At 69.6% G+C, this 13,499-nt stretch carries 13 protein-coding genes; 6 read left to right on the top strand and 7 right to left on the bottom strand.

Annotation, left to right across the window (positions count from 1 at the left end; translation table 11 throughout):
* Positions 1-98 precede the first annotated feature (98 nt).
* Positions 99-740 (bottom strand): type II secretion system protein, encoded by a 642-nt coding sequence (locus U9J41_RS18550; protein WP_322403647.1) that lies wholly within the window; start codon positions 738-740, stop codon positions 99-101.
* A gap of 105 nt (positions 741-845) precedes the next feature.
* On the opposite strand from U9J41_RS18550, the gene U9J41_RS18555 reads away from it, so the two are divergent.
* The 6 genes from U9J41_RS18555 (at position 846) to fliD (ending at position 6,426) form a co-directional block, all read left to right on the top strand.
* The gene (locus tag U9J41_RS18555; RefSeq protein WP_322403648.1) at positions 846-1,646 is read left to right on the top strand and encodes an alpha/beta hydrolase; all 801 of its coding nucleotides are present in this window, start codon (positions 846-848) and stop codon (positions 1,644-1,646) included.
* A 47-nt stretch (positions 1,647-1,693) separates the two neighbouring features.
* Entirely contained in the window at positions 1,694-2,374 is a 681-nt protein-coding gene (locus U9J41_RS18560) for a GNAT family N-acetyltransferase (RefSeq protein WP_322403649.1), read from the top strand.
* Between the two features lie 103 nt (positions 2,375-2,477).
* Positions 2,478-2,777: an antibiotic biosynthesis monooxygenase family protein gene (locus tag U9J41_RS18565; RefSeq protein ID WP_322403650.1), complete on the top strand. Its 300-nt coding sequence runs from the start codon at positions 2,478-2,480 to the stop codon at positions 2,775-2,777.
* Positions 2,774-3,661, top strand: a complete 888-nt coding sequence (locus tag U9J41_RS18570; RefSeq protein WP_322403651.1) for a sigma-70 family RNA polymerase sigma factor — start codon at positions 2,774-2,776, stop codon at positions 3,659-3,661. Before U9J41_RS18565 ends, U9J41_RS18570 begins: the two co-directional genes overlap by 4 nt.
* A gap of 463 nt (positions 3,662-4,124) precedes the next feature.
* Positions 4,125-5,054 (top strand): PAS domain-containing protein, encoded by a 930-nt coding sequence (locus U9J41_RS18575; protein ID WP_322403652.1) that lies wholly within the window; start codon positions 4,125-4,127, stop codon positions 5,052-5,054.
* A gap of 52 nt (positions 5,055-5,106) precedes the next feature.
* The gene (gene fliD / locus U9J41_RS18580) at positions 5,107-6,426 is read left to right on the top strand and encodes a flagellar filament capping protein FliD (RefSeq protein WP_322403653.1); all 1,320 of its coding nucleotides are present in this window, start codon (positions 5,107-5,109) and stop codon (positions 6,424-6,426) included.
* A 6-nt stretch (positions 6,427-6,432) separates the two neighbouring features.
* On the opposite strand, the gene U9J41_RS18585 is transcribed toward fliD, so the two are convergent.
* The 6 genes from U9J41_RS18585 to U9J41_RS18610 form a co-directional block, all read right to left on the bottom strand.
* Positions 6,433-8,691 carry a putative bifunctional diguanylate cyclase/phosphodiesterase gene (locus U9J41_RS18585; protein WP_322403654.1) on the bottom strand — a complete coding sequence of 753 codons (2,259 nt, stop codon included), beginning with the start codon at positions 8,689-8,691 and terminating at the stop codon, positions 6,433-6,435.
* A gap of 1 nt (position 8,692) precedes the next feature.
* Entirely contained in the window at positions 8,693-9,337 is a 645-nt protein-coding gene (locus U9J41_RS18590) for a methylamine utilization protein (protein ID WP_322403655.1), read from the bottom strand.
* Positions 9,337-9,789, bottom strand: coding sequence for a nuclear transport factor 2 family protein (locus U9J41_RS18595; RefSeq protein ID WP_322403656.1), 453 nt, complete (start codon positions 9,787-9,789; stop codon positions 9,337-9,339). Before U9J41_RS18595 ends, U9J41_RS18590 begins: the two co-directional genes overlap by 1 nt.
* A gap of 131 nt (positions 9,790-9,920) precedes the next feature.
* Positions 9,921-10,889 (bottom strand): HDOD domain-containing protein, encoded by a 969-nt coding sequence (locus tag U9J41_RS18600; RefSeq protein WP_322403657.1) that lies wholly within the window; start codon positions 10,887-10,889, stop codon positions 9,921-9,923.
* A gap of 56 nt (positions 10,890-10,945) precedes the next feature.
* Positions 10,946-12,526, bottom strand: coding sequence for an FAD-dependent monooxygenase (locus U9J41_RS18605; protein WP_322403658.1), 1,581 nt, complete (start codon positions 12,524-12,526; stop codon positions 10,946-10,948).
* Between the two features lie 27 nt (positions 12,527-12,553).
* On the bottom strand, positions 12,554-13,372 hold the full coding sequence (locus U9J41_RS18610; RefSeq protein WP_322403659.1) for an AraC family transcriptional regulator: 819 nt from the start codon (positions 13,370-13,372) through the stop codon (positions 12,554-12,556).
* Positions 13,373-13,499: the final 127 nt, after the last annotated feature.

A 13,499-nucleotide genomic window follows, 5' to 3' on the forward strand; every position in this document is an offset into this window, starting at 1 on the left:
TCCCATGCATTGTGGCCATTCGCGCCCCGAGGATAAATGCGGAGAAATGGAAAAGTCCGTTCGGCGCGGCGCAACAGCCGGCGGCGGCCCGGATTCCCTCAGCATCCGCCGGTATTGACCTTGAGGACGGGAACGCCCGTGCCGTTATACGTGTACTGAACCGAGCATTGCGTGGGCGTCGGCGCGCTCTCGATTCGCCATCCGGCATCGCCGTTGGGCAGTTTGTTGTTCCCGAAACCGTAAAACGTAAAGCCGTCGACTTCGATGCCCGCTGCCGAGAGATAGCAGCCGCCACTCGGGACGGTCATGCTTTGCAGGACCGCGCCGATGCCGTCGCACCACCGGTCGGGGTAGCCGTTCCAGACCCGTAACTGGGTTGCGGAGTCCATGCTGACAAACGTCAGGTCGACAACACCGGCCGGCGTGCCCGCCCCGCGTATCGCAGTCAGAGACTTGACCATGCCGATGCCCGTTTTGACGGATCCGGCCAGCGCCTGAAGCGAGGAAACGCGGGCCGACGACCCGAGGTCCACGAATTTCGGCAAGGCCACCGCCGATAACACGCCGAGGATGACGATCACGACAATCAGTTCGATCAGCGTAAAGCCCTGGGTCCGCCCGGTATGGATGGCGTCGATTCTATTTATTTGTCGATGCATGACAGGATTGCGGGTTCGATATGACAACGAGCGGCAAATGGTCTGGTTTATTGCCTGCAAGAATTTTTTCAGTATATCCACATGGCGCCGCTTTGACTACGACATGGTTTGCGAAACGTTGTAACCATGCGTGGTCCGCGCCACGATTGCGCTACCATACAGTCGAGAGCCACTCTTGACGCATGCATGGAACTGGAACTGATCACGCGCCGTCCGGCCCGGCCTCGTCCGGACAGCCCGCGCCTGCTGCTGGTGCACGGCATCTGCGTGGGCGCCTGGGTGTGGGAAGAACACGTCATGCCCTGGTTCGCCGACGCCGGCTTCGACGTGCACGCGCTCAGCCTGCGCGGCCACGGCGGCAGCGGCGGCCGCGAACGCCTGAACGACTGGCGCCTGGCCGACTACACGGACGACCTGCGCCGCGCCGTCGCGCAACTGGACGGCGGACCGCTGGTCGTCGTCGGCCACTCGCTCGGCGGCGCCGTCGTGCAGGACTGGGTGCGCAGCGGCGGCCACGCGGCCGGGGTCGCGCTGCTCGCGTCCGTCCCGCCGTGGGGCCTCGCCTATTCGGCGTGGCAGATGATGCTGTCGTCGCCCGACCTGTTCCAGCAACTGGCGCGCCTGAGCTTCGCCGACGCGCAGTCGCTCGACCCCGACGCCATGCGCCGCCACCTGTTTTCCGACGACCTCCCCGACGCCGACTATGCCCGGTTCGCCGCCCGCGTGCAGGGCGAGTCGCGCCACGTCGGCATCGAACTGCAGGGCTGGCGGCCGTTCGCGCCGATGCCCTGGCAGTCGCCGCCGATGTTCGTGCTGGGCGGCCTGGACGACCGCTTCATCCGTCCCGACGCCGTGCGCGGCACCGCCACCTATTACGGCGCCACGCCGCACCTCGTGCCGCGGCTGGCGCACGCGCTGATGCTCGATCCGCGCTGGGAAGACGCGGCCCGGCCCCTGCTCGACTGGGTGCTGCGGCTGCCCGCGTGAACGCCGCCGCGCCATGCTAGAGTGACGTTTTACGGCTTTCGACGACCATGGCACACCCGCTCGACAACGTCTTCTGGAACTGCCTCGACGGCCCCCACCGCCACCTCGCCACCGGCACCGACCGCGCGCGCCGCTACGCGCCGGGCTTTTCGCCCATCGTCGGCTTTCCCGATCCACATGCGCCCGACTTCGCCGCGCTACGTCCGTTCTGCGCGCCCGGCGAACAGTTGTATTGCGACGCCTGGTCCGGCCCGGAGCCGGACGGCTGGCGCATCACGGCGGAGGCCACCATGTTCCGTCTCGTGTGGGACGGCCGCGCGGGCCCGGCGCACGACCCGGCCCCGGACGCCCTGCCGCTGGGCCCCGCCCACGTCGACCAGGCCATGGCGCTGGCCCAGCTGACGCGCCCCGGCCCGTTCGGCCCGCGCACCATCGAACTGGGCGAGTACTTCGGTTGTGTCGAGGACGGCCGCCTCGTCGCGATGGCCGGCGAGCGCATGGCGGCGGACGACCTGCGCGAGATCAGCGGCGTCTGCACGCATCCCGACCACCAGGGCCGCGGCTACGCGCAACGCCTGATGCAAAAGCTCGTCATGCGCCAGCTGGCGCGCGCGAACACGCCGTTCCTGCACGTGATGAGCGCCAACCGGCGCGCCCACGACCTCTATCTGCGCATGGGGTTCCGCGACTGGTGCGAGACGGTCGTGCGGGTCGTCACGCCATGCTGACGCGCACCGGCCATCAATTTTTTTCGCGGGACCGATTCGTTTCGCCATCCGCCGACGTCTATGCGGATGCGAACCCTCCTGTCCGGGTTCATGGAGAACCGATATGACCACCACCCTGATCAACATCTTCACCGTCGCGCCGGAAAACCTCGACCGCCTCGTGACCCTGCTGCGGCAAGGCACGGAGGCGTGGATTTCGAAAGTCCCCGGCTTCGTATCGTCCACGCTGCACATCGCCCGCGACAACCGCCGCGTCGTCATCTACGGCCAATGGCGCGGCGCCGACGACATCGCGGCGATGCGCCAGCATGCCGAGATGCCGGCCTATTTCGACCGCGTGAAGGCCATCGCGCAGATGGATGCCATCACCTGCGACGCCGCAGCGACCGTCGCCGCCGCATGACCCCGGCCGCGCCATCGTCCATCCAGTCGGTCGACCTGGAGCGCCTGCGTCCCCGGCTGCACCGCTATTGCACGCGCATGGTCGCATCCGTGCTCGACGCCGAGGACATCGTCCAGGATGCGCTCGTGCGCGCGCTGGAATCGCCGGCACCGGACCGTCCCATCGACAATCCGGAGGGCTGGCTGTTCCGCATCGCGCACAACCTGGCGCTCGACCTGTTGCGGCGCAGGGCCCGCGCGCCCGCCGCACGCGACGAGGACGAGGTGGACACGATCGCCGACGCGCACGACGAGCAGGCGCGCCGCGAAGCGACGTCGGCCAGCCTGCCGGCGTTCATGCGCCTGCCCCCGGCGCAGCGCAGCGCGGTCATCCTGTTCGACGTGCTGGACTACTCCGCCGACGAGGTCAGCGCCATCCTCGACACGACCGTGCCCGCGGTGAAATCGGCCCTGCAGCGCGGGCGCGGGCGCCTGCGCGAACTGGCCGGACACGGGACCGGCGCCGGCACGCACGCCGCCCTGCCGGACGCGGAAAGGCAGCTGCTGCAGCGCTACGTCGACCTGTTCAACGCGCGCGACTTCGACGCCCTGCGCGAGACGCTGGCGGCCGACGTGCGGCTCGACCTCGTGAACCGGCTGCGGCTGCAGGGCGCAGGCGTGGGCCAGTACTTCACGCGCTATGGCCAGTCAACGGGTTGGACGGCATGGCCGGGCGTCGTGGAAGGGTTGCCGGCGGTGCTGATCCGGCAGCCGGGAGGCGCCCCAGGGCGGCCGGATTATTTCGTCGTCCTCGGCTGGTCGGACGGATACGTGTCGTCGATCCGCGACTTCTTGTTCGCCCGCTATGCGATGCAGGATGCGGAATATGCCTGCCTGCCGGCGTGAACGAGGCCTTTCTTAGACGTACAAACGCGGGCGCCAATCATCGTCGCTAGCTGTTCAGTTTCGTGCGGGCAGGCAGCCGTCGTTCGCGCGCAAGCGGGAATCCAAGTTCGTCGGCACTGCCCCGGCACACGAAAACCTGGCCCCCGCCTGCGCGTCGGCGACGAGCGAACGATGATGAATGACATGCCGCCTCTTTCTGTTGAACCGGCGAGGATCGCCGCGAGCCGTCCGGCTGCCGGTTATTATTGATCCGACAAGTCTTTGATATACGTAAAATTACGGTCGCAGGATCGGCGTCATGGGCGGCGCATGTCACACGGTTGATGTTGCGCAGCCACACATTTGCACGTTAGCGCACCGGGTTCCCACGTTCACAGCCGCGATCCCGCACACGCATATTGATGATTTCGTAAAGAAAATGATATTTTCGAGAATCATCGGCCCATGTGTTCGGAGGATTGCCGTGCCCGTTGTAAGTGCAGAGCTCCTGTTGCTGCTGATGCCTCTCGCAGCGGTCATCGCCGTTGTCCTGGCCCGGCAGCAGCAACGCCTGGCGGACGCCGGGCGCGAAAACATGGACATGCGCCGCGCCATGCAGACCCTCGACGCCGCGCTCGCCCAGGTGCCGGTCGGGCTGGCCGTGCTGGACCTCGAGCTGCGCTACGTGCGCATCAACCGCCTGCTGGCCGACATCAACGGGCTGCCGGCCGAAGACCACATCGGCAAGTCGATCCACGACGTCATTCCCGAAATCGCGCCGGCCGCCGACATCCGCATCCGCCAGGTCATGGCGTCGGGAGAGCCCATCGTCGGTTCCGTGTTCGACGGCGCCACGCCGGCCCAGCCGCACCATCGCCGCGTCTGGCGCGAAAGCCTCCACCCGATATTCGACGGCGCCGGGACGCTGCTGGGTGTGACGGTCATCGTCGAAGAGATCACCGAACAGCGGCGCCTGGCGGGCGCCCTGCAGGACAGCCAACGGCGCGAGCAGCGCCGCACGAGCGAGCTGGAAGGCCTGATGCAGGCGGCGCCCGCCGCGCTGTTCCTCGCCAGCGACCGCGAATGCCGGCGCGTCAAGGCCAATCCCGTCGCCGAACGCCTGCTGCGCCTGCGCCATGGCGAGAATCCCCTGGCCGACGCCCCGGGCGGACGGGCATTCGCCGTATATGCCGGCGCCACGCTGCTGGCCCTCGACCAGCTGCCGCTGCAGCGCGCCGCCACCACCGGCGAGGAAATCCGCGGCGAAACGCTGACGGTACGCTTCTCCGACGACGAACGGCTGCACGTCGTCATCAACGCCGTGCCCCTGCGCGACGCGACCGGCGAGGTGGTGGGCGCCGTCGCCGGCTTCGTCGAGGCGCCGGCGCGGGCGAAAGCCGGGATTGACGCCTGATCCTGGCGGTGTTCAATGAATGAGATGACAAGTTTGCGCGGATAATACACGCATGACGACCATTCCCTCCACGACGACGGCCGCGGCCACGGCCGGCAGCAAGAGCCTGTCCGACCTGTACGGCAGCGCCGTGAAATCGCTCACCGCGCGCAGCACCGGCCTGCAAGGCATCGACGCGCAGCTCCGGCGCGACGACGCGCGCCTGTCCACGCTGGGCCGGCTCGCCAACGTGCTGGACGACGTGAAGTCGGTCGCCGGCACGGTCGCGGCCAGCGGCCTGAAACTGGCCACGCAGGTCGACGGCAAGGCGGTCGATGCGCGCATCACGGCAGCCGGCGCCGCGGCCGGCACGCACAAGGTCGACGTGAAGCAGCTGGCCCAGGGCCAGCAACTGTCGACCGTCACGGTGCCCTCCGCCACCACGGCCATCGGCAGCGGCACGCCGACCGTCGTCAAAATCCAGACGGGAAGCGACACGAAAACGCTCCGCATCGGCGCGCCCGACAACACGCTGGAAGGCATCGCCGCCGCATTCAAGGCGGCCGGCATCGATGCGAAGCTGGTGACCGGCGACAAGGGCGTGGCCCTGAGCTTGAGCGGCCGGCCCGGCGCCGCGAACGCGATGCGCGTGCAGGTCTCTGGCGACCCGGCGTTGCAGGCGCTGCTGGCCTGGCAGCCGCCCGCGCGCGGCACGGTCACGCAGACGAGCGCCGCGCAGGACGCGGTCGTGAACGTCGACGGCAAGGCTGTCACGAGCGCCGGCAACCGGCTGACGGGCGCCATCGCCGGCGTCACCCTCGACCTCAAGGCGACAGGCACCGGCACGGTCACGATCGCCGGCGACAACGACGCCATCGCGCGCAACGTGAAGGCCTTCGCCGCCGCCGTCAACGGCCTGCCGGCGCGCCTGGCCGGCCTCAAGTCGGGCGACGTCGCCTCCGACCGCCTGCTGGCGCAGATCCAGGATCAGGTCGCGCGGCTCGTCGGCGGCGCCGATGCGGCCGCGCTGGCGGCCATCGGCGTCGGCACGAAGAACGGCAAGCTGACGGTCGACGAGACGAAGCTGAACGCGGCCATCGCCGCCGCGCCGGACCGGGTGGCGAAGGTGTTCGCCGACGGCGGCACGGGGCTCGCGGACAGGCTCGGCGCCGGTCTGGCGCAGCAGCTGGCGACGGGAAGCACGCTCGCGAACCAGGCCACCGCCGTGACGAAGGACCGCGACGCGCTCGCCGACAAGAAGACGCAGATGACCCAGGCCGTCAATGCGCAGGCGAGCAGCCTGGTGCAGCAATATGCGAACGCGGGCGCCAACTCGCTGTTCGGCATGATGAGCCAGGGGCGGCCGGCGTCGGCGTTCGACTTCCTCGCCTGACCGGATTCAGGCCGTCGTCCTGGCCGCGAACTCGGCCAGCCAGCCCTGCAACTGCGCGGCCGTCATCGGGCGCGCGATGCAGTAACCCTGCGCGATGTCGCAGCCGTGCTCGCGCAGCCAGCGCAGCTCGGCCGGCGTCTCCACGCCCTCGGCGACGACGGTGAGGCCGAGCGCGTGGCTGAGCATGATGGTCGATTCGACGATGGCCGCGTTGCGCGGCGATTCCGTGATCGCCGTGACGAAGCTGCGGTCGAGTTTCAGTTCGTCGACGGGCAGGCTTTTCAGATAGGCCAGCGACGCCTGGCCGACGCCGTAGTCGTCGATCGACAGCTTGATGCCGAGGGCCGCCAGTTCGTCCAGGTGCGCCTGCGCCTGCGCCGGGTCGTCCATCAGCGCGCTCTCGGTGATTTCCAGGCACAGGCGGCGCGCCGGCACGGCATACGTCTCCAGCAGGTCGCGCACGCGCCGGCCCAGGTGCGGATCGAGCAGGTCCAGCGTCGACAGGTTCGCCGACACCGCGATGTCCAGCCCCGCCGCATGCCAGACGGCGGCCTGGCGCACGGCCGTCTCCAGCACCCACGGCGTGATCTCGCGGATGAAACCCGTCTGCTCGGCGAACGGGATGAAGCGCGCCGGCGCGATGCTGCCGCGCTCCGGATGCTGCCAGCGCAGCAGCGCCTCCACGGCCACGATGCGCCCGCTGCCCAGGGCCAGCTTGGGCTGGTAAGCGAGCGTGAATTCGCCGGCGAGAAGCGCGCGCCGCATGTCGCCGATGAGGGACAACTGCTCGTGCGCGGGCTCGGCGCCCGTCTCGGACGCGAACGCGACGCCGGAATGGCGGCGCTTGGCCGCGGCCAGCGCCAGCTCGGCGCGCCGCAGGAGCGTGGCGGCATCGAGGCCGTCGTCCGGATACAGTGCGATGCCCACGCCGGCCTCGATGTCGAGGCGCTGGCCGTCCAGCGTGACGGGGTCGCGCAATGCGGCCAGCACGCCGTCGACGAAGCGCCGCGCCGCATCCAGGTCGGCGCCCTCCAGCAGGAACGCGAACTGGTCGCCCCACAGGCGCGCCAGCATGCCGCCGGCCGGCACCAGCGGCCGCAGCTGGCCGGCCACGGCGCGCAGCAGGCGGTCGCCGACGAGGTGGCCCAGCGCATTGTTGATGAGAGCGAAGCGGTCGATGTTCACGACGATCACGGCGCCGCCCCCGCCCGGCGTGAGGCGGCCGAAGGCTTCCAGGAAGCGCGTGCGGTTCGGCAGGTCCGTCAATGCGTCGACATACGCGAGCCGCACGATGCGTTCCTCGCGGCTCGCGATCCCGGTGCGCATCTGTTCGAAGCTGCCGGCCAGCTGGCCGATCTCGTCGCCCTGCGCCGGCGGCAGCGGCTGCGCGTAATCGCCCAGTGCGATGCGGCGCGCCGCGGCGGATAAATCGTTCAGGGGCCGGACGATGCGGCCGGCCAGCATCACGCTGCCCAGCGCGAACACCAGCACGGCCGCGGCGATCACACCCAGCAGCCGTCCCTGCAACTGGCTGAACGGCGCCTGCACCTGCGCGACCGGCAGCTGCAGCACGGCCTGCAGGCCGCCGTCCAGCGGCACGCCGACCGATGCGTTGCGCGCGCCGCCGGCATCGGTTGCCGCGGCGCCGGACGACGCGAGCAGGCCGGGCACGCCCGCGCGCACGATCTGCACACCGAGCCCGGTCACGCCGGCCATCTCGTGCGCCCAGCGGTCGTCCACGTGGAAGCCCATCGCCACCCAGGCGATGCGCGTGGGCGCCATGATCGGCACGAGCACCACCTGGTACAGCTGGCCGTTGCGCATCTGGCGGAAACCGGCACTGCGACCCGCGGCTTCGGCCGCCGCGAGCAGGTCGGGAAACGGGAACGGGTCGCCGGCGGCAAAGGTGCTCTGCGTGGCGGCGATCATCCTGCCGTCGGTGCCGGTGACCATCATGACGTCAGCGTGGATGCGCTGGCCGTGGTTGCGGATCACGGAGCGCACGGTCGGCTGGTCCTGCGTGGCGATCGCCTCGCGGAACGCGAAGTCGGCGGACAGCACGCTGGCCGCCGTCTCGAGCTGGCGCTGGTTCTGTTCAAGCAGGCGCTGGAACACCTTGGCGCCGACGGCCAGCTCGCGCTGCGTCTCGCGTTCGACGATGCGCGCGCTGCTGCTGTGGACGAGCGCCAGCACGAACCCCATGACCAGCACCAGCAGGCCGACGAAGACGATGGCGATCCGGTGCCGCAGCGATCTCGATGACATGTCAGTAGTGGTCCGTGTCGTCCTCGGTGTGCGGCTTCGGCTCGCGCGGGCGCGCGTCCAGCACGAGCGTCTGGCGCACCGGCGCGTCGCCGATCTCGATGTCGTCCGGCGCGGCCTGCGCCTTCTGCAGCGGATGCCACAGGCGCAGGCGGTAGCGCCCCGCCGGGACGGCGGCGATGGTGGCGCGGCCGTCCGCGCCCGTGCGGGCGAAGTACGGCGTGTCGACGACGAGCACGTGCGCCTCCATCCAGTCGTGGATATTGCAGCCGATGTCGACCTGGCCCGGCTTGTCGAACACGATGGGCTGGCCCGGCTTGCCCGCGTACAGCTTGATCTCGAAACGCTTGGGTTCGGAGAACGAGTACACGTGATGGCGGACCGTGTCGTTGTTGGGGAAGTCGACGCTGGTGCCGGTCTGCACGACGGTCATCCACGGGATGAATTCGCGGCCGCGCTGCTCGATGGCCACGTGCGTGGCGGGCGCGCGCCCGCGCGGGCGCACGGCCGTGCCCGCGAGCGGCTCGACGAGCACGGCGGCGTCGGCCAGCGGCGCGCCCGCAGGCGTGCGCACGAGCACCTCGACGGGCGCGGCGCCGGCCGCGCCACCGCACAGCGCCGCCGCCAGCACGAGCAGCGACGCACGCATCACGGCTCGATCTGCAGCGCCGGGGCGATCTGCCAGACTTCGGTGGTCAGGTCGCCGTCGCGGTAGGTCAGCGCGTGCCAGACTTTCATCGGCAGCTTCCCGCCATAGCCGGCCCCGGCCTCGACCGACGTGCCGTGCGGGTTGGAGAATGCCTTCAGCTTGCCGAACGTCGCCGGACGCGGCTGGCCGCCATTGACCGCGATGAATTTCTGCCAGACGGCGCGGATCTCGGCCTTGCCCCGGTAGCGGCCGTCGAGCGGCCCGCCGACCCACTCCATGTAGGCGTCGTCGGCATAGTCGCGCATCAGCGCTTCCAGGTCGCCGGCGGCCACAGCGTCGAGGTGGGCCTTGGCCTTCGCCTCGTCCAGCGGTCCGGCCACGGCCTGGCCGCCGCACCAGGGCAGTAGCGCCAGCGTCAATATCAGCGATGCAACTTTCGTCTTGCGGATCATCGTTCCACCTCCACGCTTGAGTATTACCCAGATAAAAGTTTCCTGTCCGAAAATCATAATTACACGGAAACCCAGGCGTGGCAACACGGGTGTGGCGCAACGATGCGTGCAACACGAATCTATGTTGCGGATCAGCTTTCGACGGTGCTCAGCTTGCCGAGACAGCGGCGCTGGAAATTGTCGAGGCCCTCGGTGACGAAGTCGTCGTCCTCGTCGACCACGTTGGCGTCGATCAGGAGCCGCAGCTTGGAAATACGGTCGCCCAGCGCGAGCGCCTGGGCCAGGTTCCCGTCGTCCGGAGCGCCCGCGTGCGCGATGGCATCGGCGACCGGCTGCGGGAAGTCCCAGTGCTGCGCGATGGCCGCCGACAGGTTGCGGCCCTCGGCCAGCAATTGCAGGCCGAAGTCGCTGGAGCCGGGCACCTTGCCGTCTTCGCAGACGCGGTCGGCCAGGCGGAAGCCGACGACGACGCCGAGATTCTGCATCAGGCCGGCCAGGTAGGCTTCGAACGCCCCGGCCGTGAGGCCCGGCGCCATGAGGCTGGCGGCCAGCGCGCATTTCTCCGACTGGTTCCAGACCAGCGGCGCGGCCAGGCGCGTGAAGCCGGTCGCCTGCAGCTTGATGATCGGGCGGAACGCGATGCGCGCGAGCAGCATGCGCAAGCCGTTCTGGCCCAGCATCATGAGGGCCGCCTCGACCGTCTTCACGGGCGACATCGGCCGGTAATAGGCGCTGTTCGCCTCGCGGATCACTTCCGCGACGAGGACGACGTCCTGCGCGACCTGGCGCGCCAGCTCGGCGTTCGACGCCTCGTCCTGCAGGCTGCGCAGCAGTTGCGGGATCACTTCGGGCACGCGCGGCACCAGCTCGGCCGCGCTGGCCGGGTCGCGCGCCAGCGCGCGGACCTGGTCGAGGATCGCGGTTTCGACGTCGGCCGGGGCATCGTAGCCGGCGGATGCCGTCAGCCAGCGGTAGTACGTGGCTTCGATCTCGGCGGCGACGCCGCCGGGCTGTTCGTCATCCCCCGCGGCCGCAGGGACGGGCGGCGCGGAGGCCGGGTTGTCGGCGCCGCCCCGGAGGCGGCTGATCCAGTTTTTCATGGGCCCTATTGTAGCCTGATGCAGGGCGCGTGCGGATTACGGTGACGCCGCGCGCCTCATCGCAGTGCAGCATGCTCCACGGCATCCGCGCCATCCGCGGCATCCGCGCCACCGAACCAGCGCGCGGCCGCCTGCGCCAGTCCGGTGCGATCGGGCGGGCCGCCGCAGGCCCAGGCGACGATGCCGTCGGGCCGGACCAGCAATGCGCTCGCACCGAGCGCGTCGCGGACGGCACCCGACACATACGTCATCCGGCCGCCATAGCGCCGCGCAAAGGCCGCCAGCGCCGCGTCCGCGCCGACATCGAGCAGGATGGCCCGGCCGTCGCGCATGGCCGTGCTCATCGTCGTGCCCATCGTCGTCCCATCGTCGAACACGAAGTCGGGTACGCTGCGGCCGGCCAGCGGATGATCGCCGCCGAGGTCGTAGCGCATGTCGATGCCCCACACCCTGCCCGCCACATACGTGGCGCCGTCGCGCGTGTCCATCAGGTCGCGGATGACCGCATTCAACGCGCGGGCCGCGGGTTCCGGCCGCATGATCGCCACCTGCGCGCGCGACCAGTCCAGCACCCGCGCGCCGATCGGGTGCCGCTCCGCGTGATAGGTGTCGAGCAGGCCGGCCGGTGCGGTGCCGTGGACGGTCGCGGCGAGCTTCCAGCCCAGGTTCATCGCATCGCCCAGCCCGAGATTCAGTCCCTGCCCGCCCAGCGGCGAATGGATGTGCGCGGCGTCCCCGGCCAGCAGGATCCGCCCGTCGCGATAGGCGGTGGCCTGGCGCGCGCGATCGGTCCACGTGGTGGCGAGATGCAGCGCGGCGATCGTCGCATCGGTGCCGGAGACGCGACGCAGCGCCGCCTGCACGTGCTCGCGCGTGATGGGCCGGCCGGCGTCGTGGGCGGCCCCGCCGTCGAAATCGCCGAGCGCCAGATGCCCCGGCTGGAACTGGATGACCATGCCGGCGGGCGTCATGGTGCGGCCTATCTTGATCTGCGCCGGATCGACGAGATCGGCCTTGACCGTATAACCCGTGAATTCGGGCTCCGTGCCCGCGAATTCGAAGCTGCCGGCCTTGCGCACGGCACTGCGCGCGCCGTCGCAGCCCACGAGCCAGCGGCCCGTGAAAGCCTGCCCGCCCGCATGCACGGTCACGTCGTCCGCCGCTTGATCGACCTTTGTCACGGCAAGGCCGCGCCGGATCTGGACGCCCAGCGCGTGCGCGCGGCGGGCCAGCACGGCTTCCAGTTCCGCCATCTCGGCCAGCAGATTGGTCGGCGTCGCGCCGGGCAGGTGCCACGGCCATTGCGACACGTCGACGTCCGCGCGATGAAACGGAATGCCGGCGAAGTGCCCCGCCTGGCGCCGGACTTGCGTGCCGGTCGCGCTGACGAAGGGATGCTCGAGTTTTTTGGGCACCTGCAGTTCGTCCAGCAGGCCGCGGCGGTACAGCGCTTCGATGCTGGGCGACGACAGCCCGCGCATCCCGAACGGCAGGCGCTTCAACGGCGAATCGGGATCGGCGGCTTTTTCCAGCACCAGTACGGTGCAGCGTGCGAGCGCCAGTTCGCAGGCGAGGAACAGGCCGACGGGACCTGCGCCGGCGATGATCACGTCGTAATGGGGTGATGTAGAGGTCATCCGGGAACGATACCGGCGCCCTTGTCGTCAGGCTTGTACAAACCCGCCAAAATCGCCGCGCGGCTGCCTGCGCGCGAACGCCGCGGGCGTCGTGCCGCTGTAGCGCTTGAATTCGCGGCTCAAGTGCGACTGGTCGACATACCCCAGCGCCTGCGCCAGGCCGGCAATGCTGGCCTGCGGCCGATGGAACAACGCGTTGCGCACCTGCTCGAAGCGCATCAGGCCGGACACCTCCTTGACCGTATGGCCGGACGACTGCTTGAACTTGCGCTCCAGCGTACGCACGGTCGCATGCGCGGCCGCGGCGACTTCGCTGACGGCCAGCGTGCCGTTCGCTTCCCGCATCGCCGCGCCCGCGCGGGCCAGCATGGCGTCGACGGGTGCGCGCGCCTGCATGAAGCAGCGTTCGACGTGGGCCAGCGCTTCGTCGATGCGCCCAGCCTGGATGCACCGCGCGAGCGTCGCGTGCAGGCTGGCGATGGGATGCGCGAACACGCGCACGCCCGCGGTCCCCGGCGCGAGGCCGAGCAGGTCGAACACGGCCCACGGATAGCAGCGGATGCCGACGATGTCGAACCGGCCGCGGACGTCCAGCGTCACGGGCTGGTTCAGTAAGCCCATCAGGAAAGGCGACGGCAGTTGCTGGACGCATCCGATGCCGGGAAGGCCGCACGTGTCGCCGAAGTGAAAAATGATTTCGGCGTAGCCGTCGGGCAGGACCTCGAACGGCTGGCTCAACGTGCCCGCATCCCGGCGGTCGTACCAGAAGCACTTGATGGCGCTTTGCAGTGCGGCCGGGGGGGCGAGTTCGCGGTGGTGGGGTCGGATGGGCGGCGCCGTGGGCATGGGGATGATGGGCTTGGGGATCTGCGATGCTGCCCAGCATACGGGCAGATCGGGAGCATGCCAACGGGGCTGCGATGTTTCTAGTACAAACGCGACAGATTCGGGCTGGTTGACGGGTGACCGCACG

This window comes from Massilia luteola (assembly GCF_034420155.1).
GTDB lineage: Bacteria > Pseudomonadota > Gammaproteobacteria > Burkholderiales > Burkholderiaceae_D > Telluria > Telluria luteola.

Bases quoted from the DNA above. Each gene is read 5' to 3' on its own strand.
- U9J41_RS18555 (WP_322403648.1), top strand. From the start codon at position 846: ATGGAACTGGAACTGATCACGCGCCGTCCGGCCCGGCCTCGTCCGGAC.
- U9J41_RS18560 (WP_322403649.1), top strand. From the start codon at position 1,694: ATGGCACACCCGCTCGACAACGTCTTCTGGAACTGCCTCGACGGCCCC.
- U9J41_RS18565 (WP_322403650.1), top strand. From the start codon at position 2,478: ATGACCACCACCCTGATCAACATCTTCACCGTCGCGCCGGAAAACCTC.
- U9J41_RS18570 (WP_322403651.1), top strand. From the start codon at position 2,774: ATGACCCCGGCCGCGCCATCGTCCATCCAGTCGGTCGACCTGGAGCGC.
- fliD (WP_322403653.1), top strand. From the start codon at position 5,107: ATGACGACCATTCCCTCCACGACGACGGCCGCGGCCACGGCCGGCAGC.
- U9J41_RS18585 (WP_322403654.1), bottom strand. From the start codon at position 8,691: ATGTCATCGAGATCGCTGCGGCACCGGATCGCCATCGTCTTCGTCGGC.
- U9J41_RS18590 (WP_322403655.1), bottom strand. From the start codon at position 9,337: ATGCGTGCGTCGCTGCTCGTGCTGGCGGCGGCGCTGTGCGGTGGCGCG.
- U9J41_RS18595 (WP_322403656.1), bottom strand. From the start codon at position 9,789: ATGATCCGCAAGACGAAAGTTGCATCGCTGATATTGACGCTGGCGCTA.
- U9J41_RS18600 (WP_322403657.1), bottom strand. From the start codon at position 10,889: ATGAAAAACTGGATCAGCCGCCTCCGGGGCGGCGCCGACAACCCGGCC.
- U9J41_RS18605 (WP_322403658.1), bottom strand. From the start codon at position 12,526: ATGACCTCTACATCACCCCATTACGACGTGATCATCGCCGGCGCAGGT.
- U9J41_RS18610 (WP_322403659.1), bottom strand. From the start codon at position 13,372: ATGCCCACGGCGCCGCCCATCCGACCCCACCACCGCGAACTCGCCCCC.